We start from the raw sequence: 19853 nt of genomic DNA, 5'->3' as shown, positions 1-19853 counted from the left end.
CGGCCGGGAACCGCACGCTGCGAGGTGACTGCCATGAGCCAGCACACACCCACCGGGGGTCGGGGGGACGCCGGTACCGCACCGGGGAAGGCGCACCGCCACGGAGGGGGCGTCGCCGGCGGCGGCACGGTGTTCGCCGCGGTCCTCCTCACCCTCGCGGGCATCCTCGCCATCCTCCAGGGCATCGCGGCCATCGCCGAGGACGACGTCTACGCCCGCGTCGGCAGCTACGTCTTCGAGTTCGACCTGACCTCCTGGGGCTGGATCCACCTGATCCTCGGCATCCTCGTCACCCTGACCGGCGTGGGCCTCTTCCAGGGCGCGAACTGGGCGCGGGCGGCGGGCGTCTTCCTGGCCGGCCTCAGCATGATCGCCAACTTCCTCTGGCTGCCGTACCAGCCATGGTGGGCGATCACCCTCCTGGCGATCGACGTGTTCGTCATCTGGGCCCTGTGCTCCAGCTGGTCGCACACCGCCGCCGACTGACCGGCCCGGCCCCGCGAGGCGGTCGCGGCACCCCGGGGGGACCGAGCAGAAAGGGTTCCGATGCCCCGGAAAGCCACCACGGCGCTGCGCGCGGCGCGCGGTGCGACACCGAAGGAGCGCGCGGCGCTCGGCAGGAAGGCCCGGCGCCGCTCGCCGCGGTCCGGCCACGCCGAGTACCGGCCGCCCGCCGACCGGCCCGACCCGCTGACCATCCTGGAGGCGCAGTCGGCGACCCGGGTCCCCGAGCTCGTCCCGATCCGCTACGGCCGCATGATCGAGTCGCCGTTCCGCTTCTACCGCGGTGCGGCCGCGATCATGGCGTCCGACCTGTCCCTCACCCCGCGCTCGGGGCTCACCGCCCAACTCTGCGGGGACGCGCACATGCTGAACTTCCGTCTCCTCGCCTCGCCCGAACGCCAGCTGATGTTCGACATCAACGACTTCGACGAGACGCTCCCGGGCCCCTGGGAGTGGGACGTCAAACGGCTCTCGGCGAGCTTCGTCATCGCCGCCCGCGCGAACGGCTTCGACGAGGCCGAACGGGCCCGCATCGTCCGGGACACCGTCCGGTCCTACCGCGAGGCGATGATCAGGTTCGCGGGCATGCGCACCCTCGACGTCTGGTACTCGAAGATCGACTCCGACCGCCTCGAAGCCCTGGGCTCGACCCTGCTCGGCAGGCGCGGCCGGAAGAACCTGGCCCGCGCCATGGCGAAGGCCCGCGGCCGGGACAGCCTCCAGGCCTTCGACCGGCTCACCGAGACCGTGGAGGGGCGGCCCGTGATCGCGGCCGACCCCCCGCTGCTCGTGCCCATGGGCGACCTCCTCCCCGACCTCCAGCGGGCCGCTCTCACCCAGCGGTTCCACGACCTGGTCGGGGAGTACGGCACCACCCTGACCTCGGACCGGCGCACGCTCCTCGCGGACTACCGGCTGACCGACATCGCCCGCAAGGTGGTCGGGGTCGGCAGCGTCGGAACCCGCTGCTGGATCTTCCTGCTCCTCGGCCGGGACGACGAGGACCCGCTCTTCCTCCAGGCCAAGGAGGCGGACACCTCCGTGCTCGCCCCGTACGTGGGCGCGAGCGCGTACCGCAACCAGGGCGAGCGCGTCGTCTCCGGCCAGCGCCTGATGCAGGCCACCAGCGACATCTTCCTGGGCTGGCAGCGCGTCGACGGGATCGACGGGCGCAAGCGCGACTTCTACGTGCGGCAGCTGCGCGACTGGAAGGGCATCGCCGTCCCCGAGCGGATGGGCCCCGGGGACATGCGGGCCTTCGGCGACCTGTGCGGGCTGACGCTGGCGCGCGCCCACGCGCGGTCCGGCGACCGCATCGCGATCGCCTCCTACCTGGGCCGGGGCGACTCGTTCGACCGGGGCCTCGCGAGCTTCGCGGAGGCGTACGCCGACCAGAACGAGCGCGACCACCGGGCCCTGGTCGACGCCGTGCGGGCGGGCCGGCTGCCCGCCGAGGAGGCCTCCTGACCGAGGCCGGCCGGGATCACGGCGGGGCGGGCGGGCCGCCCCGCTCCCCGTCCTTCGCCTCCAGCCCCCGCAGGCGCCGGCCCTCCTGGACCGCCCCCAGCAGGAACCGGGCCGCGACGCCGATCAGCAGGAAGTTGGCGGTCATCTGTCCGGTGGTCAGCAGCCGGGCGAGTTCGGTGCGCGGGCTGATGTCGCCGAAGCCGACCGTGCTGAACACCGTCATCGTGAAGTAGAGGGCGTCGGTCCGGGTCAGCGTCTCGGTGAAGCTGGCGGGCTCGCTGCGCCCCAGCAGGTAGTAGGTGGCGGCGAAGAGGAGCACGAAGAAGGGCAGCGTCGCGGCGACCGCGGCGACGGCCCGGAGGCCCGGCCGGGCCGAGTGCATGATGGTGCGCACCTGCCAGGCGATGAGCAGGCCCACCAGGGCGACGCCGCCGGCGAGCACCGCCACGGTGGCGGTGCTGAAGGACGAGTCCAGCGGCAGCAGGTAGTAGGCGGCCAGCACCGCCGTCAGCGACAGGACCGCCTGCACGGCGGTCAGCACGGCCGACCGCCGGTCCCCCGGATTGCCGTCCACGTTTCCCCTCTCGGTCGCTCGGAACCCCGTGGCCGTGCCGGACCCGGCCGGCCGGGCGGTGACTGTCCCAGGCGCTCCCGGCCGGGCGCGGCAGGCGCACCGGAGGATCACCGGTCCGGCGGCATCCTCCCCGGCGTGCGGTGCGCCCCGGAGCGGCGCACGCTGGATTCAGTTCGTCCCGCCGGACCGCGGCCTCACCGAACAGGCGGCAGCGGCCGGTCACGATCGGCAGGAGAGCGGCCATGAAGGACTCCGTGGTGAACCTGGCGGTGGACTATCCGCTGCTGAACATGTTCTGGACCATGCTGATCCTCTTCCTGTGGATCCTCTGGTTCATGCTGCTCTTCCGGGTCATCGCCGACATCTTCCGCGACGACGGGCTCGGCGGCTGGGGCAAGGCGGGGTGGACCGCCTTCGTCATCCTGCTGCCGTTCCTGGGCGTGTTCGTGTACCTGATCGCCCGCGGGCGCTCGATGGGCGAGCGCGAGCTGAACCGGGTCCGGCAGAACGAGGAGCAGTTCCGCTCGTACGTACGCGAGACCGCCGGCGGCGGCTCGGGCCACGCGGACGAACTGGCCCGGCTGGCCGACCTGAAGAGCAGCGGCGCGATCACGGAGGCCGAGTTCGCGCAGGCCAAGGCCAAGGTCCTGGCGAGCTGACGGACCGCCGGAGTGCGCCGCGGGCCCCGCGCCCGCGGCGTACTCCCGTGCAGGGGGCCGGCGGGCGGGCCGACGTCCCATGGGCCGCCCGGCCGGGGAGCGAGTCCACGCGGCCGACCGCGCGGTGCCGGCGGCGCCGGCGGCGGCACGGCACCGAGGAGGGCCGTCCATGGCGGAGAACGACGTCCACCCCGCGGATCCCGACGGCGGGGAGCGGCAGCAGCCCCTGGAGGCGGACCGGCTGCGCGACCTGCTCCTCGCCCCGGGCTATCTCAAGGCCCTGGTCTTCTCCGCCGCCATCGGCGTGCCGGTGTCGCTGGTGGCCTTCTGGTTCCTGGTCGCCCTGCACGAGCTGGAGCACCTCATGTGGGCCGACCTGCCCCGGGACCTGGGCTGGGACACCCCGCCGTGGTGGTGGCCGCTGCCGCTGTTCCTGGTCGCGGGGGTCCTCGTCGGGCTGATCGCCCTGCGGCTGCCCGGCGGCGGCGGGCAGGTGCCCGCCTCGGGCCTCCACGCCGGCGGCACCTCGCCCGCGATGCTGCCGGGGGTCCTGCTCGCGGCGGCGGTGAGCCTGCCGCTCGGTGCCGTGCTGGGCCCGGAGGCGCCCCTGATCGCGCTGGGCGGCGGTCTCGCCCTGGTGTTCCGGGACCTCGCGCGTGTTCCGGCGACCCCGAAGAGCACCGCGCTGCTCGCCGCGGCCGGTGCCGCGGCCGCGGTCGCGGCGATCTTCGGCAATCCGCTGGTCGCCGCGGTGCTCCTGATGGAGGTGGTGGGGGCCGGCGGTCCGCAGCTGTTCGCCGTGATGCTGCCCGCCCTGCTGTCCAGCGGCGTCGGGGCCCTGGTCTTCACCGGCATCGGGCACTGGACCGGTCTGGAGACGGGGAGCCTGAGCCTCCGGCTGCCGATGCCGTTCCCCCGGCTGGACGTGGGGGACGTGCTCTGGGCGGTGCCCTTCGCGCTCGTCGTCGCCCTCCTCCTGCACCCGGTGCTCGGCGCCGCCCGCCGGGTCGCCGCCTTCGTCTCCGCGGGGGTGGCCGCGCGGACCGCGCTGTGCGCCGTGGCGGCCGCGGCCTGCGCGGCGCTCTACACCCTGGCGACCGGCCGTTCCCCGGCCGAGGTGGCGCTGTCGGGCCAGGCGACCCTGGGGCAGCTGGCCGCCGACCCGCACGCCTGGGGCGTGGGGGCGCTGATCGCCGTCCTGGCCCTCAAGGGGACCGCGTACGCCCTCTGCCTGGGCAGTCTGCGCGGCGGCCTCGTCTTCCCCGCCCTCTTCCTGGGGGCCGCCGCCGGGGTCCTGCTGGCCCCGCTGCCCGGCCTGGGCCTGGTGCCGGCCATGGCGGCGGGCATGGGTGCCGCCGCGGCCGCCACCCTCCGGCTGCCGGTCAGCAGCGTCGTCCTGGTCTCCCTGCTGCTGGGCGGGACGGAGATGATCCCGGTCGTGATCCTCGCGGCCGTGATCGCCTTCGTCGCCACGGAGCTGCTGCCGAGGCACCGGCCGGCCGGGTGAGGGCGCACGGGGCCCGGCCACGGGCCGTGAGGCGGCGCGCGGTGGGGCCGCACGGGGCCGGAGCTGCGTCATCCGGGTGACTTCGGCGTGTCGGAGCCCGCGGGGCCGCGTCCTCTGTCCACACACTGGGGGAAGAGGCGCGACGCGGGCCGGCATGGCCGGGGGCCGCCTCGTCCGACCAGCGGAAGCGCTGGTCAGAACGATTCTGCGGGCACCACGAGGTGGTGGGGCGGGTGGGACTCGAACCCACGGCCGACGGATTATGAGTCCGCTGCTCTAACCGGCTGAGCTACCGCCCCGTTCGGTGAGGCGCGTACATGTGTGCGCGCCGTCTGCCGCAGCATAGCCGCTCATACGATCTCCTGCTCCGGAAGATCGGCTCTGCTCGACCATGAAGACTGCGCCGCGCGCCGCATGGTTCCCCGGGACGCGAAAAAGGACCCCGAAGGGTCCTCTTCCGTTCCGCTCCCCCGACTGGACTCGAACCAGTAACCCTCCGGTTAACAGCCGAATGCTCTGCCAATTGAGCTACAGGGGATCGCGCTCCCCCGACTGGACTCGAACCAGTAACCTGCCGGTTAACAGCCGGCTGCTCTGCCAATTGAGCTACAGGGGATTGCTGCGTTGCACCGAACGTACCCACTCCGGATGCTCCGGGCGGGCGGTTGCTCGCTGCGACACATACATTAGCGCAAGCAGGGGGGTGCTCCGCCAATCGGTATCGCCGTGGCACCACCAGGGCACCAGCCATGCATCAGGGAAGCTCTCCAGGGAAGGTGGTGGCCATGCGATACAAGCTGACGTTCGTCGTAGGACTCGCCCTCGGTTACGTGGTCGGCACGCGGGCCGGCCGCGAGCGCTACGAGCAGATGAAGAAGTCCGCGAAGGAGTTCACGCGGAACCCGGCCGTGCGCAACGCCGCCGAGTCCGCCGCCCAGACCGGGCGGCAGGTCGCGGGCAAGGCGGCGCACGTCGTGGGCGACAAGGTGGGCGACCGGCTGCCGTCCTCGGTGACCGACCGGTTCCACGCGCTCTCCGGGCGCGGCGGGGCCAACGGGAAGGTCGAGGACGACGACTGGGGCACCAGCAACACCTGAACCGCCCCGCGTGCGGCAGAATCAAGTGTCATGGGGATAGTCGCCGGACTCGACAGCTCAGCGGAGTTCACACGCATCGTCGTCTGTGACACGGACACGGGTGCCGTACTGCGGCAGGGATACGCCCCTCACCCGGGCGAACCCAAGGCCGTCGACGTCGACCCGCAGACCTGGCTGCTCTCCCTCGGGGAGGCCGCCGGCGGCGGCATCCTGGAGGGCGTGCAGGCCATCGGGGTCTCCGCGCAGCAGCACGGGCTCGTGCCGCTCGACGCGCAGGGCGGCCTGGTGCGGCCCGCGCTCGTCCGGAACGACAAGCGGGCCCAGGTCGCGGCCGCCGACCTCGTCGAGTCGCTCGGCGGCCGCCAGGCCTGGGCCGAGGCCGTCGGCTCCGTGCCCGGCGCGGGGCAGCCGGTGGCCAAGCTGCGCTGGCTGGCCCGCACCGAACCCGAGCACGCCCGGCGGGTCGCCATGGTCCTCCAGCCGCACGACTGGCTGGTCTGGCAGCTCCTCGGCCGGCCCGCCCGGCGCACCACCGACCGCGGCGCCGCCTCCGGCACCGGCTACTGGTCGGCCCGCACCGGCACCTACCGGCCCGATCTCGTCGAACTGGCCCTCGGCCACCAGGCCGTGCTCCCCGAGGTCCTCGGCCCGGCCGAGGCCGCCGGCACCACCCCCGAGGGGCTCCTCATCTCCGCCGGCACGGGCGAGACGATGGCCGCCGCGCTGGGCCTGGGGCTCGGGGTCGGCGACGCCGTGGTCTCGCTCGGCGCCTCCGGCTCCGTGATGGCCGTCCACCACGAGGCCCTCGCCGACCCCGGCGGCATGATCACCTCCTTCGCGGACGCCACCGGCATGCACCTGCCCGTCGTCCACACCTCCAACGCGGTCCGGGCCCTGCGCGGCACCGCGGAGATGCTCGGCACCGACTCCCTCGACGAGCTGTCCGCGCTCGCCCTGAAGTCGACCCCCGGCGCCTCCGGGCTCGTCCTGCTGCCCTACCTGGAGGGCGAGCGGACCCCGAACCTGCCGAACACCGCGGGCACGCTCAGCGGGCTGCGGCGCGAGTCGATGAAGCCCGAGCACCTGGCGCGGGCGGCGTTCGAGGGCATGCTGTGCGCGCTCACCGACGCCATGGACGTGCTGCGCGGGCGCGGGGTCGAGGTGCGCCGGGTGTTCCTGCTCGGCGCCGCCGCCGCGCTTCCGGCGGTGCAGGCGCTCGCGCCCGCGCTGTTCGGCGCGCAGGTCGTCGTCCCCCAGCCCGCCGACTACGCGGCGCTCGGCGCGGCCCGGCAGGCCGCCTGGGCCCTCGGGGTGGCGCGGGGGACCCTGTCGCCGTCCGCTCCCCCGGCCTGGCAGGGCGCCGCCACGCAGATCCTGGAAGCGGGCGACGACCTGCCCGCGGGCCGGGCCGTGCGGCAGCAGTACAGGGCGACCCGGGACCAGCTCCACCCGGGGGCGTTCGGGTCCTGAGGCCGGCCGCGGGGCCCGGACCCCGTTCGTAAAGTCTTCCCCAGGGCTCCCCCCGCACCCCGAAACGGAGTCGTAACGCCCCGGGCGTGCGGGCGATAGTGGAGCCGTGCTCATAAGACTTCTCCGAACCCACCTCGGGCCCTATCGAAAACCCATCACCCTGCTCGTCCTGCTGCAGTTCCTGCAGACCTGCGCGAGCCTCTACCTGCCGACCCTGAACGCGGACATCATCGACAACGGTGTCGTGACCGGGGACACCGGATACATCCTGCGCTTCGGCGCCCTGATGGTCGGCGTCTCCGTCGTCCAGGTCGTCTGCAACATCGGGGCCGTGTTCTACGGCGCGCGCACCGCCTCCGCGCTGGGCCGGGACGTGCGGGCCGCGGTCTTCGACCGCGTGCAGTCGTTCTCCGCCCGGGAGCTGGGGCACTTCGGCGCTCCCTCGCTGATCACCCGGACGACCAACGACGTGCAGCAGATCCAGATGCTGGTCCTCATGGCGTTCACCCTGATGGTCTCCGCGCCGATCATGTGCGTCGGCGGCATCGTGATGGCCCTGGGGCAGGACGTGCCGCTCTCCGGCGTCCTGCTCGCCGTGGTGCCCGTCCTCGCGGTCTCGGTCTCCCTGATCGTCCGGCGGATGCGGCCGCTCTTCCGGACGATGCAGGAGCGTCTCGACACGGTGAACCGGGTGCTGCGCGAGCAGATCACCGGCAACCGGGTGATCCGGGCGTTCGTGAAGGACGACTACGAGGAGGAGCGGTTCCGCGGCGCCAACGCGGAGCTGACCGACGTGTCGATGGCGACCGGCCGGCTGATGGCGCTGATGTTCCCGGTCGTCATGACCGTCGTGAACATCTCCAGCGTGGCGGTCGTCTGGTTCGGCGCCCACCGCATCGACAGCGGCGGGATGCAGATCGGCGCGCTGACCGCGTTCCTCGCCTATCTGATGCAGATCGTGATGGCGGTCATGATGGCCACCTTCATGTTCATGATGGTGCCCCGGGCCGAGGTCTGCGCCGAGCGCATCGAGGAGGTCCTCGCGACCGAGTCCAGCGTGGTGCCGCCGGTGAAGCCGGTGACCGCGCTCGACCGGCGGGGACACCTGGAGGTCCGCAGCGCGGACTTCCGGTACCCCGGCGCGGAGGAGTCCGTCCTCAAGGACGTCCGGCTGGAGGCCCGGCCCGGCGAGACCACCGCGATCATCGGCTCGACCGGAAGCGGCAAGTCCACCCTCCTCGGACTCGTCCCCCGCCTCTTCGACGCCACCGGCGGCGAGGTCCTCGTCGACGGCGTCGACGTCCGCCACCTCGACCCCGCCCTCATGGCCCGCACCGTCGGACTCGTCCCCCAGAAGCCCTACCTCTTCTCCGGCACCGTCGCCACCAACCTCCGCTACGGCAAGCCCGACGCCACCGACGAGGAACTCTGGCACGCCCTCGACGTCGCCCAGGCCGCCGACTTCGTGCGGAACCTGGAGGCCGGCCTGAACGCGCCGATCGCCCAGGGCGGCACCAACGTCTCCGGCGGACAGCGCCAGCGGCTCGCCATCGCGCGGACGCTGGTGCAGCGGCCGGAGATCTACCTGTTCGACGACTCGTTCTCCGCCCTCGACTACGAGACGGACGCCCTGCTGCGGGCCGCGCTCGCCCGGGAGACCGCCGACTCGACCGTCGTGATCGTCGCCCAGCGGGTCTCCACCATCCGGGACGCCGACCGGATCGTCGTCCTGGACGAGGGCCGGGTCGTCGGCACCGGACGGCACCGGGAGCTGATGGCCGACAACGAGACGTACCGGGAGATCGTGCTCTCCCAGCTCACCGAGGCGGAGGCAGCCTGATGGCCGGTCCTGGCGGACGCATGATGGCCGGTGGCGGCCCCGACCAGCGGTCGATGGACTTCAAGGGCTCCGGCAAGCGGCTGCTGAGGCAGCTGGCGCCCGAGCGCGGCGCGCTCTGGGTGATGCTCCTCGCGGGTGTGCTGTCGGTGGCGGCCTCCGTGGTCGGCCCGAAGATCCTCGGCAGGGCGACCGACCTCGTCTTCGCGGGCGTCGTCGGGCGGCAGATCGAGGGCGGCACCAAGGCGGAGGCCGTCGAGAGGCTTCGGGCCTCGGGCGACTCCGGCATGGCGGACATGCTGAGCGGGGTGGACTTCACGCCGGGGCAGGGGATCGACTTCTCCGCCGTCGGCGAGGTGCTCTTCGTGGTCCTCGGCGTGTACGTGGCGGCGGGCCTGCTGATGCTGGTCTCCACCCGTATGTCGATCAAGGTGATCAACCGGACGGTCTACCGGATGCGGGAGGACGTCCAGACGAAGCTGGCGCGGCTCCCCCTGTCGTACTTCGACAAGGCCAAGCGCGGCGAGGTCCTGTCGCGGGCGACCAACGACATCGACAACATCTCGCAGACCCTCCAGCAGTCGATGGGCCAGCTGATCAACTCGCTGCTCACGATCGTCGGCGTGCTCGCGATGATGTTCTGGATCTCGCCGCTGCTCGCGCTCGTGGCGCTCGTCACGGTGCCGGTGTCGGTCTTCGTCGCGGCGAGGATCGGCAAGCGTTCGCAGCCGCACTTCGTGCAGCAGTGGAAGTCCACCGGCACGCTCAACGCGCACGTGGAGGAGATGTACAGCGGCCACGCCCTGGTGAAGGTGTTCGGCCGGCAGGAGGAGTCCGCGAAGGACTTCCGCGAGCAGAACGAGGCACTGTACGAGGCCGGGTTCAAGGCGCAGTTCAACAGCGGTGTGATGCAGCCGGTGATGTTCTTCGTCTCGAACATCAACTACGTCCTGGTGGCCGTGGTCGGCGGTCTGAGGGTGGCGAGCGGCACGCTCTCCATCGGCGACGTGCAGGCCTTCATCCAGTACTCGCGCCAGTTCTCGATGCCGCTGACGCAGGTCGCGTCGATGGCGAACCTGGTGCAGTCCGGCGTGGCCTCCGCAGAGCGGATCTTCGAGCTGCTCGACGCGGAGGAGCAGGAGCCGGACGCGCCGGCCGACCAGCCGGGGACGTCCCCGGACCGGGGGACGGCCGACCTCAAGGGGAAGGTCGCCCTGGAGGGCGTCTCCTTCCGCTACGAGGCCGACAAGCCGCTCATCGAGGACCTGTCGCTCACGGTGGAGCCGGGCCAGACGGTCGCGATCGTCGGCCCGACCGGCGCCGGCAAGACGACCCTGGTGAACCTGCTGATGCGGTTCTACGAGGTCACCGGCGGCCGGATCACCCTCGACGGGGTGGACATCGCCGGGATGCCCCGGGAGCGGCTGCGGACCGGGATCGGCATGGTCCTCCAGGACACCTGGCTGTTCGGCGGGACCATCGCGGACAACATCGCGTACGGCGCCACGCGCGCGGTGACCCGGGCGGAGATCGAGGAGGCGGCGCGGGCCGCGCACGCCGACCGCTTCGTCCGCACCCTGCCCGAGGGGTACGACACGGTCATCGATGACGACGGGGCGGGGGTCAGCGCGGGCGAGAAGCAGCTGATCACCATCGCGCGGGCGTTCCTGTCCGACCCGGTGATCCTCGTCCTCGACGAGGCCACCAGCTCCGTCGACACCCGGACCGAGGTCCTCATCCAGAAGGCGATGGCCCGACTGGCCCACGGGCGCACCTCGTTCGTCATCGCGCACCGCCTCTCCACGATCCGGGACGCCGACGTGATCCTGGTGATGGAGAACGGCTCGATCGTCGAACAGGGCACCCACGAGCAGCTGTTGTCGTCCGGCGGGGCGTACGCCCGGCTGTACGCGGCGCAGTTCGCGCAGGCGGTGGCGGAGGTCGACTGAACGGGACGGTGACCCGTGCCGCGTGAGGTGCGGCACGGGTCGCGCCCTAGTCCAGGTACCCCCGCAGCTGGTCCGCGTACGCGTGGTCGCGGAGTTTGTTGAGGGTCTTGGACTCGATCTGGCGGATGCGTTCGCGCGTCACGCCGAAGATGCGGCCGATCTCCTCCAGGGTGCGGGGGCGGCCGTCGTCGAGGCCGTAGCGGAGCTGCACGACCTTCCGTTCGCGTTCGCCGAGGGTGGAGAGCACGTCCTCCAGGTGGCGGCGGAGCAGCAGGAAGGCGGCGGACTCCACGGGGGAGGCGGCGTCGCCGTCCTCGATGAGGTCGCCGAGGGCGACGTCGTCCTCCTCGCCGACGGGGGCGTGGAGGGACACGGGTTCCTGGGCCAGGCGGAGCACCTCGCCGACCCGCTCGGGGGGCACGTCCAGCTGGGCGGCGACCTCCTCGGCGGTGGGCTCGTAGCCGCGCTCCTGGAGCATGCGGCGCTGGACGCGGATGACGCGGTTGATGAGTTCGACGACGTGCACGGGGACGCGTATGGTCCGGGCCTGGTCGGCCAGGGCCCGGGACATCGCCTGGCGGATCCACCAGGTGGCGTACGTGGAGAACTTGTAGCCGCGCGCGTAGTCGAACTTCTCGACGGCTCTGATGAGGCCGAGGTTGCCTTCCTGGACGAGGTCCAGCATGGTGAGGCCGCGGCCCACGTACCGCTTGGCGACGGAGACGACGAGGCGGAGGTTGGCCTCGATGAGCTTGCGCTTGGCGATCCTGCCCAGGACGACGATCCGGTCCAGGTCGCCCGCCAACCGGGTGTCCAGGTCCGGGGTGTTGGCGAGTTTCTCCTCGGCGAACAGGCCCGCCTCGACGCGGCGGGCGAGTTCGACCTCCTCCTCGGCGGTGAGGAGCGGGATGCGGCCGATCTCGCGGAGGTACTGGCGGAAGAGGTCGGAGGAGGGCCCGTTGCCGCCGGGATCGGGGCGGCGGCTCTGGGGTGGTGTCTCCGGCTGCTCGTCCGGTGCGGCGGCGGGCGGTTCCTGGGACACGATCCGGGTCTGCACGGCGGGCGACCTCCAGGGGGGTGATCGCTGCCGGTCCGGGGGCGTAGGGCAGCGCGACGACACCGTCACCCAGTGTGGGGTACGACACAGTGAGCCCACGAGGGGCGTGCGGTGACTTTTTGAGACCGGGGCGTGACTGACTGTGCGTCAGAGGGCGGCGGCGCCGTTGTTCCGGAGGGACTGGCCGTACTGGGTGAGGACCCAGAGTTCGTTCTGGACGGCGCCGACCTGCTCGGGGTCGCCCTGGGGGCCGAGGCGGGCCAGGGTGCCCTGGACCTCGCGGATGCGCCGGTCGACGGCGCGGAGCCGGACGGTGACCAGCTGGTCGCCGGCGTAGGCCTCGTCGACGCTCTTGGCGAAGATCGTCTCGACGGCGAGTTCGGTGACGAGGGCGCGGACGGTGTCGTTGGGTGCGGCCTCGCGGACGGTGTCGAGGTAGTCGGAGGGGGCTCCGGTGGCGCCGCCGGCGTCCTGGACGCACTGGCGGACGGCCGCGTAGGGCGGGGCGGTGAACTCGTCGACCCCGTAGGCGTCGAAGGCCGGGGAGACGAGTTCGGGGCGCTGGAGCGCGAGCTTGAGGAGTTCGCGCTCGGTGCGGTGGGCGGGGCTGCGCAGGTTGAGCGCGGGTCCGGAGGAGACGGGGGCCCCGGTCGGGGCGGCGGTGTCGTAGCCGCGCTGCGGGGTCTGCTGGGGTGCGGGGTTCCTGCCGCCGCGGTCGCGGGCCCAGCGGGCGAGCTGGGCGACCCGCTTGACGACGAACTGGGTGTCGAGGATGCCGAGCATGCCGGCGAGCTGGACGGCGACCTCGTGCTGGGCGCCGATGTTCTTGATGCGGGCGACGACGGGCGCGGCCTCGTCGAGGGCGGCGGCCCGGCCGGCCGGGGTCTCCAGGTCGTAGCGCCGCACGATCTGGCGGAGCGCGAACTCGAACAGCGGGGTGCGGGGCTGGACGAGGTCGGCGACGGCCTCGTCGCCCTTGGCGAGGCGCAGGTCGCAGGGGTCCATGCCGTCGGGGGCGATGGCGATGTAGGTCTCGGCGGCGAACTTCTGGTCGTCCTCGAAGGCGCGCAGGGCGGCCTTCTGGCCGGCCGCGTCGCCGTCGAAGGTGAAGATGACGCGGGCCGAGCCGTTGTCCATGAGGAGCCGGCGGAGGATCTTGATGTGGTCGCCGCCGAAGGCGGTGCCGCAGGTGGCGATGGCGGTGGTCACGCCGGCGAGGTGGCAGGCCATGACGTCGGTGTAGCCCTCGACGACGACGGCGCGGCTGACCTTGGCGATGTCCTTCTTGGCCAGGTCGATGCCGTAGAGCACCTGGGACTTCTTGTAGATCGGCGTCTCGGGCGTGTTGAGGTACTTGGGGCCGTTGTCGTCGTCGCGGAGCTTGCGCGCGCCGAAGCCGACGATCTCCCCGCCGACGTCCTTGATCGGCCACATCAGACGGCCGCGGAAGCGGTCGATGGGGCCGCGGCGGCCGTCCTGGGAGAGGCCGGAGAGGATCAGCTCCTTGTCGGAGAAGCCCTTGCCCCGGAGGTAGCGGGTGAGGTGGTCCCAGCCGGCCGGGGAGTAGCCGACGCCGAAGTGGGCGGCGGCGGCCTGGTCGAAGCCGCGCTCGGCGAGGAACTTCCGGCCGATCTCGGCCTCGGGCGAGTCGAGTTGCCCGACGTAGAACTGGGCGGCGACCTTGTGCGCCTCGATCAGGCGGATCCGCTCCCCGCGCTGGTGGCCGGGGTTGTAGCCGCCCTCCTCGTACCGCAGGGTGATGCCCGCCTTGGCGGCGAGGCGCTCGACCGTCTCCGAGAAGGAGAGGTGGTCGATCTTCATCACGAAGGCGATGGTGTCGCCGCCCTCCTGGCAGCCGAAGCAGTGGAAGAGTCCCTTGCTGGGGCTGACCTGGAAGGAGGGCGACTTCTCGTCGTGGAAGGGGCAGAGGCCCTTGAGGTTCCCGCCGCCCGCGTTGCGGAGCTGGAGGTACTCGGACACGACGGCGTCGATCGGGACCGCGTCCCGGACCGCCTTCACGTCGTCATCGTTGATCCTGCCTGCCACGCATGAAGTGTACGGGGGTCCGGGGGCGGTCCTCGGAGGGATCCGGGGCCGCGCGGGCGGCGGCGGTCAGGCCAGGCTCTCCAGGGGGACGGAGGAGTCGGCCAGGGCCTCGGGATCGACGGCGGTGCGGGCCCGGATGAGCTGCTGGATCGGGTCTGTGACGTCCCACACGTTCACGTTCATCCCGGCGAGGACCCGGCCCTCCTTGAGCCAGAAGGCGATGAACTCGCGCTTGCCGGTGTCGCCGCGGACCACGACCTGGTCGTACGTGCCGGGGGGCGCCCAGCCGGAGTACTCCATGCCCAGGTCGTACTGGTCGGAGAAGAAGTAGGGAACGCGGTCGTAGGAGACGTGCTGCCCCAGCATGGCGCGGGCGGCGGCGGGGCCGCCGTTGAGGGCGTTGGCCCAGTGCTCGACGCGGAGCCGGGTGTGGAGCATCGGGTGGTGGGCGGCGGCCACGTCGCCGGCGGCGAAGACGTCGGGGTCGGAGGTGCGCAGGGACTCGTCGACGGCGATGCCGCCGCCGTCGGCCCGGTCGACCAGGGCGAGCCCGGAGTTCTCGGCGAGGACGGTGCGGGGGGCGGCTCCGATGGCGGCGAGCACGGCGTGGGCCGGGTGCTCCTCGCCGTCGTCGGTGCGGACGGCGAGGACCATGCCGTCCTGGCCGACGATCTCGGTGAGCCGGGCGCCGAAGTGGAAGCGGACTCCGTGGTCGGTGTGCAGGTCGGCGAAGAGCTGGCCCAGCTCGGGGCCGAGGACCCGGTGCAGCGGAGTCGGGTCGGACTCGACGACGGTGACCTCGGCTCCGTAGCCGCGGGCGGCGGCGGCGACCTCCAGGCCGATCCAGCCGGCCCCGGCGATGACCAGGTGGCCGTTGTCGCGGCCGAGGGAGGCGAGGACCTGGCGGAGCCGGTCGGCGTGGGCGAGCCGGCGCAGGTGGTGGACGCCGGCCAGCTCGGTGCCGGGGACGTCGAGGCGGCGGGGCTCGGCGCCGGTGGCGAGAAGCAGCTTGTCGTAGCGGATGACGGTGCCGTCGCCGAGGCGCACGGTGCGGGCCTCCCGGTCGACGGCGGTGACGGCCTGCCCGAGGTGCAGCTCGATGTCGTGGCCCGCGTACCAGGCGGCCTCGTGGACGAAGACGCCGGAGCGTTCCTTCGCGCCGGTCAGGTACCCCTTGGACAGCGGTGGCCGCTCGTAGGGGTGGTCGCGTTCGTCGCCGATGAGGATCACCCGGCCGTTGAACCCCTCGGCTCGCAGGGTCTCCGCCGCTTTGGCCCCTGCCAGGCCCCCGCCGACGATGACAAAGGTCTGATCTGCGTCGACCACGTCGTTTCCTCCTCTTTGCGACCGGTTCCAACCTACGCCCCCGGGCGTTCGTCGGGCCGTACCGCCTCGGGCCGTGCATGCGAGCGTCCCGCACGGACGGTGGTGACGGAAGAGGGCCGACCCCGAGGGGGCCCCGCGCGCGGTCAGCCGTGGTGCGGGCGGAGACGGGCGTGCAGGGCGCGGGCGGAGGCGTCGGTGAGGGAGGCGATCTGGTCGACGATGACGCGTTTGCGCGCCCGGTCGTCGCCCGCCTGGTCGAACAGGGAACGGAACTGCGGTTCGAGTCCGTCGGGGGCGCGGGCGACGAGGGCCTCGGCGAGCTCGGCGACGACGACACGCTGGTCGGCGCGGAGGGCCTCCTGCTCGGCGCGCTGCATCACGTACCGGTCGGCGACGGCCTTGAGCACCGCGCACTCGTTGCGGGTCGCCCGGGGGACGACCAGTTCGGCGGCGTAGCGGGTGAGGCGGCCGGAGCCGTAGGCCTGGCGGGTGGCGCCCTCGGCGGCGAGCGCGAACCGGCCGATGAGCTCGCTGGTGGCGTCCTTGAGGCGGGCCTGGGCGACGGCCGAGCCGTCGTAGCCGTGCGGCCACCAGTCCTGGTCGACGAGCCGGTCGAGGGCCTCGGCGAGCTCCTGCGGGTCGGTGTCCTCGGGGACGTAGCGGCCGATGGCGACGGCGGCGATGTCGGCGCGCTCGGGCTCGGCGAGGAGGAGGTTGGGGTCGATGTGCCCGGCGTGCAGGCCGTCCTCGAAGTCGTGCACCGAGTAGGCCACGTCGTCGGACCAGTCCATGACCTGGGCCTCGAAGCACTTGCGGTGGCCGGGGGCGCCCTGCCGGATCCAGGCGAAGACCGGCAGGTCGTCCTCGTAGACGCCGAACTTGGACGAGCCGGGGTCGTCGGGGTGCCCGCCGCGGCCCCAGGGGTACTTGGTGGCGGCGTCGAGGGCGGCCCGGGTGAGGTTGAGTCCGACGCTGACGGGCTCTCCGTCGGCGCCCTGCACGAAGCGCTTGGGTTCGATGCGGGTGAGGAGGCGGAGCGACTGGGCGTTCCCCTCGAAGCCGCCGCAGTCCTTGGCGACGTCGTTGAGCGCCTGCTCGCCGTTGTGCCCGAAGGGCGGGTGGCCCATGTCGTGGGAGAGGCAGGCGGCCTCGACGAGGTCGGGGTCGCAGCCGAGGGCGGCCCCGAGCTCCCGGCCGACCTGGGCGCACTCCAGGGAGTGGGTGAGCCGGGTGCGGGGGCTGGCGTCCCAGGCGTGGCCGCGGGTGCCGGGGGTGACGACCTGGGTCTTGCCGGCGAGCCTGCGGAGCGCGGCGGAGTGCAGCACGCGGGCGCGGTCGCGCTGGAAGGCGGTGCGGCCGGGGCGTTTGTCGGGCTCGGCGGCCCAGCGGTCGGTCGCGGCGGCGTCGTAGCCGGGGGTTCCGGTGGCGTCGGCGGTGCCGGCGGGGTCGGTGGGGTCCGGGCTGCCCTTGGTCGCTGTGCTGTGTGCGATGCCTTCCATGCATCGAAGGTAACCGGAGGGACCGACAGAAGCGCTCAGACGGCGGCGAGTTCCCGCTCCCGGGTGGTCGCGCGCAGGGCCCGGTCGTAGCGGTGCAGCACGAGGCGGGCGAGGGCCGGGTGCGCGCCGAGGGGTTCGGAGGCGATCCAGGGGGCGTGGGCGGCGGCGCGGCTCGCGAAGAGGCCGGGGGCGGTGAAGCAGGAGGCGACGGCGACCCGGTGGCGGCCCCGGGCGGCGAGGGCGCGGACGGCCTCGGGCACGGTGGGCGCGGCGGCGGAGGCGTACGCGGGGACGACGGGGACGCCGCCGAGGCGCTCGCCGAGGAGGGCGGCGATCCGGCGGAGCTCGGCTCCGGAGCGGGGGTCGCGGGATCCGGCGGAGGCGAGGACGACCCCGGCGGTCCGCGAGGCGCCGTCCTCGGGGGTCCAGCCGGCGCGCGCGAGCCGGTCGGCGAGGGCCTCGACGAGCAGCGGGTGGGCGCCGAGCGGCCCGGCCACGCGGGCGCGGAGTCCGGGCACGGCGGCGAGGGCGGCGGGCAGGTCGTGGCCGACGTGGTGGCCGGGCGCGAGGAGCAGGGGGACGAGGACGGCGTCCCGGTCCTCGGCGGCGAGGTCCGCGAGGGCGGTGTCGAGGAGCGGGGTGTTCAGTTCGATGTGCGCGAGGCGGACGTCGAGGCCGGGGCGGAGTTCGCCGACCCGTTCGAGGAGGCGGGCGAGGGTGGCACGGGCGCGGGGGTCCCGGCTGCCGTGGCCGACGGCGACGAGGACGGGCGCGGCCGGGGCCGCCCCTCCGGGGGCGGCCCGGAGCGGTGCGGCGGCACCGCGGGCGGGCTCGGCGGCGGGTGTGGTGGGGGGCGGCGCGGCTCCGTCACCGAGCTCCGGGTCGGCACCGCGTACGGGCTCGGCGGGGCGACCGCGGGCGGGCTCCCGGGGGATGCGGCGTGCGGGCTCGGACGGGCGGTCGCGGGCGGGCTCCGGGGCGGGCTCGGCGGCGGGTGTGGTGGGGGGCGGGGTGGGCATGGGCGGGGGCACCTCCTGCTCGTCCTTCCGCGGTCGGCGGCCGTACGGACGCACGTGGCCGAGCTGGAGTCCGAGCTGCTCGGTGATGCCGCCGAGCAGTGCGGCGGCGTTGGCGAGGGTGCTGTCCGGCTCCGTCATGCGGCGATCCTGCGGGGCGCAGGTTGCCTGCCCGTTGCACGGGGGTCACGACTGCTCTCCCCGCCCTCACGTCCGCGTTTCGGCGTCCTCACGCGCGCGGTGGGGCGACTGTCAGGTCCGTGCCGCGGCGGTGTCCCCGGCGGGCCGCGCCGGGCCCGGTCCGGCGGTCGGCACGGGTCGGCCACACCTACCCCTGCCCCCTTTTCGGATTCCGAATCACGGAATATCTTTTCCGCTATGAGAATGTCCCCGCCCGCTCTCCCCCGGCGCGCCGCCGCCGAGTTCATCGGCACCTGCGCCCTCGTCGCCGTCATCGTCGGCTCCGGGATCCGCGCCGACACCCTGAGCCAGGACACCGGCGTCCGGCTGCTCGCGAACGCCGCCGCCTCCGCCATCGGCCTCGGGCTGCTGATCGCCCTCATCGGTCCGCTCTCCGGCGCCCACTTCAACCCCGTCGTCACCCTCTCCGAGTGGTGGTCGCGGCGCCGCGAGGGGAAGGGCCACGAGGTCCTCGCCTACATCGGCGCCCAGCTCGCCGGGGCCGTGACCGGCGCGCTGCTCGCCGAGACGATGTTCGGGCGGGTGCCCGGCGCCTGGGCCACCGAGTCGCGCTCGGCGCTCCACCTGCTGGTCGGCGAGGCCGTCGCCACCGCCGGGCTGGTCCTCGTCGTCCGGGGCCTGAGCCACATCGGCCGCCCCGGGCTCGCCCCGGTCGCGGTCGCCGGCTACATCGGCGCGGCGATCTGGTTCACCTCCTCCGGGTCCTTCGCCAATCCGGCCGCCACCGTCGGCCGCGCGTTCTCCGACTCCTTCACCGGGATCGCGCCCGGCTCGGTACCCGCCTTCGCCGCCGCCCAACTGCTCGGCATGCTCCTCGGCATGCTCCTGGCCGGTGTGTTGTACGGAACACAAGGGGCCGCCGCCGAACCGAACGCCCCCGAAGCGCGTCGGACGGTGTGACAGAGCGACACCGAGAACACCCGCCACGGAGGCCCGCATGCCGGCACGGCTCACCCGGTTGATCCCGCGCACCACCCGGGCCCGCCGCCGCACCGTGCAGGCCGTGATGCTGGGCGCCGTCCTCGCCCTGACCCCCGTCACCTGGATGCACACCGCGGCCGCCGGGAAGCTCCGCACCACCGCCGACGTGCCCGCCCGGGACGTCGCCGTCGTCTTCGGCGCCGGACTGTGGAAGGGCCGCCCCACCCCGTACCTCGCGCACCGGCTCGACGCGGCCGCCGAGCTGTACCGGACGGGGAAGGTCAGGGTCCTGCTCGTCACCGGCGACAACAGCAGGACCGCGTACGACGAGCCCAGCGCCATGCGCGCGTACCTCACCGAGCGCGGGGTGCCGGACGGCCGGATCGTCAGCGACTACGCGGGCTTCGACACCTGGGACTCCTGCGTCCGGGCCAGGAGGGTCTTCGGTGTCGACCGGGCCGTGCTCGTCACCCAGGACTTCCACATCAAGCGGGCCGTCGCGCTGTGCGGGCGGGCGGGCGTCGACGCGTACGGCGTCGGGGTCCCCGAACCCCACGACGCCACCTGGTACTACGGCACCACCCGGGAGGTGTTCGCCGCCGCCAAGGCCTCCCTCGACGCCGCGCTCCGCCCCGACCCGCACTTCCTCGGACCGGAGGAGAAGGGCGTCACCGAGGCGCTGGCCTCACCGCGGGAGCCGTAGCCGGCGGAGCGCATGGCACC

At 73.3% G+C, this 19853-nt stretch carries 16 protein-coding genes and 3 tRNA genes; 10 read left to right on the top strand and 9 right to left on the bottom strand.

The genetic code is table 11. From position 1 onward, the window contains the following. Positions 1 to 33: 33 nt before the first annotated feature. Both ACY0MR_RS24950 and ACY0MR_RS24945 read left to right on the top strand, forming a co-directional pair. On the top strand, positions 34 to 486 hold the full coding sequence (locus tag ACY0MR_RS24950; protein ID WP_388799100.1) for a DUF7144 family membrane protein: 453 nt from the start codon (positions 34 to 36) through the stop codon (positions 484 to 486). Positions 487 to 546: 60 nt separating this feature from the next. Continuing rightward, positions 547 to 1971, top strand: a complete 1425-nt coding sequence (locus tag ACY0MR_RS24945) for a DUF2252 domain-containing protein (protein ID WP_473555450.1) — start codon at positions 547 to 549, stop codon at positions 1969 to 1971. Positions 1972 to 1987: 16 nt separating this feature from the next. On the opposite strand, the gene ACY0MR_RS24940 is transcribed toward ACY0MR_RS24945, so the two are convergent. Then, complete coding sequence (locus ACY0MR_RS24940) at positions 1988 to 2545, bottom strand: potassium channel family protein (RefSeq protein ID WP_388799094.1); 558 nt, start codon at positions 2543 to 2545, stop codon at positions 1988 to 1990. A 242-nt stretch (positions 2546 to 2787) separates the two neighbouring features. Here ACY0MR_RS24940 and ACY0MR_RS24935 point away from each other — a divergent pair, with 242 nt between their 5' ends. Further along, positions 2788 to 3204 carry an SHOCT domain-containing protein gene (locus ACY0MR_RS24935; protein ID WP_361859701.1) on the top strand — a complete coding sequence of 139 codons (417 nt, stop codon included), beginning with the start codon at positions 2788 to 2790 and terminating at the stop codon, positions 3202 to 3204. 169 nt (positions 3205 to 3373) lie between these two features. Next, positions 3374 to 4711, top strand: a complete 1338-nt coding sequence (locus tag ACY0MR_RS24930; RefSeq protein WP_388799091.1) for a chloride channel protein — start codon at positions 3374 to 3376, stop codon at positions 4709 to 4711. A gap of 222 nt (positions 4712 to 4933) precedes the next feature. Here ACY0MR_RS24930 and ACY0MR_RS24925 read toward each other — a convergent pair. From ACY0MR_RS24925 to ACY0MR_RS24915, 3 genes are all read right to left on the bottom strand, one after another. Beyond that, positions 4934 to 5010, bottom strand: a tRNA-Ile gene (locus ACY0MR_RS24925). Positions 5011 to 5176: 166 nt separating this feature from the next. Then, positions 5177 to 5249, bottom strand: a tRNA-Asn gene (locus ACY0MR_RS24920). Positions 5250 to 5254: 5 nt separating this feature from the next. Continuing rightward, positions 5255 to 5327 (bottom strand) — tRNA-Asn (locus ACY0MR_RS24915). A gap of 169 nt (positions 5328 to 5496) precedes the next feature. Between ACY0MR_RS24915 and ACY0MR_RS24910 the strand changes: the two genes are divergently transcribed. The 4 genes from ACY0MR_RS24910 (at position 5497) to ACY0MR_RS24895 (ending at position 11064) form a co-directional block, all read left to right on the top strand. Next, the gene (locus tag ACY0MR_RS24910) at positions 5497 to 5808 is read left to right on the top strand and encodes a YtxH domain-containing protein (RefSeq protein WP_361856994.1); all 312 of its coding nucleotides are present in this window, start codon (positions 5497 to 5499) and stop codon (positions 5806 to 5808) included. A 30-nt stretch (positions 5809 to 5838) separates the two neighbouring features. Further along, positions 5839 to 7278 carry an FGGY family carbohydrate kinase gene (locus ACY0MR_RS24905; protein ID WP_361856991.1) on the top strand — a complete coding sequence of 480 codons (1440 nt, stop codon included), beginning with the start codon at positions 5839 to 5841 and terminating at the stop codon, positions 7276 to 7278. Between the two features lie 106 nt (positions 7279 to 7384). Then, the gene (locus tag ACY0MR_RS24900; protein ID WP_361856988.1) at positions 7385 to 9118 is read left to right on the top strand and encodes an ABC transporter ATP-binding protein; all 1734 of its coding nucleotides are present in this window, start codon (positions 7385 to 7387) and stop codon (positions 9116 to 9118) included. Then, the gene (locus ACY0MR_RS24895; protein WP_473555446.1) at positions 9118 to 11064 is read left to right on the top strand and encodes an ABC transporter ATP-binding protein; all 1947 of its coding nucleotides are present in this window, start codon (positions 9118 to 9120) and stop codon (positions 11062 to 11064) included. The genes ACY0MR_RS24900 and ACY0MR_RS24895 overlap by 1 nt, the downstream gene beginning before the upstream one ends. Before the next feature lie 46 nt (positions 11065 to 11110). Here ACY0MR_RS24895 and ACY0MR_RS24890 read toward each other — a convergent pair whose 3' ends face one another. The 5 genes from ACY0MR_RS24890 to ACY0MR_RS24870 form a co-directional block, all read right to left on the bottom strand. After that, complete coding sequence (locus tag ACY0MR_RS24890; protein ID WP_361856982.1) at positions 11111 to 12121, bottom strand: RNA polymerase sigma factor; 1011 nt, start codon at positions 12119 to 12121, stop codon at positions 11111 to 11113. 147 nt (positions 12122 to 12268) lie between these two features. After that, positions 12269 to 14167 (bottom strand): DNA primase, encoded by a 1899-nt coding sequence (gene dnaG, locus ACY0MR_RS24885; RefSeq protein ID WP_388799079.1) that lies wholly within the window; start codon positions 14165 to 14167, stop codon positions 12269 to 12271. Between the two features lie 66 nt (positions 14168 to 14233). Next, a complete protein-coding gene (locus ACY0MR_RS24880; RefSeq protein ID WP_473555443.1) occupies positions 14234 to 15493 on the bottom strand; it encodes an NAD(P)/FAD-dependent oxidoreductase in 1260 nt (419 codons plus the stop codon). Positions 15494 to 15636: 143 nt separating this feature from the next. Further along, positions 15637 to 16992 carry a deoxyguanosinetriphosphate triphosphohydrolase gene (locus ACY0MR_RS24875; protein ID WP_361856973.1) on the bottom strand — a complete coding sequence of 452 codons (1356 nt, stop codon included), beginning with the start codon at positions 16990 to 16992 and terminating at the stop codon, positions 15637 to 15639. 35 nt (positions 16993 to 17027) lie between these two features. After that, entirely contained in the window at positions 17028 to 18011 is a 984-nt protein-coding gene (locus ACY0MR_RS24870; protein WP_473561880.1) for a sirohydrochlorin chelatase, read from the bottom strand. Positions 18012 to 18386: 375 nt separating this feature from the next. On the opposite strand from ACY0MR_RS24870, the gene ACY0MR_RS24865 reads away from it, so the two are divergent. Further along, entirely contained in the window at positions 18387 to 19109 is a 723-nt protein-coding gene (locus tag ACY0MR_RS24865) for an aquaporin (protein ID WP_392042827.1), read from the top strand. A gap of 37 nt (positions 19110 to 19146) precedes the next feature. Then, entirely contained in the window at positions 19147 to 19833 is a 687-nt protein-coding gene (locus ACY0MR_RS24860) for a SanA/YdcF family protein (RefSeq protein WP_388799070.1), read from the top strand. Positions 19834 to 19853 lie beyond the last annotated feature (20 nt).

This window comes from Streptomyces sp. JN8, assembly GCF_055808075.1.
This window is presented reverse-complemented; position numbering and strand designations above follow the sequence as displayed.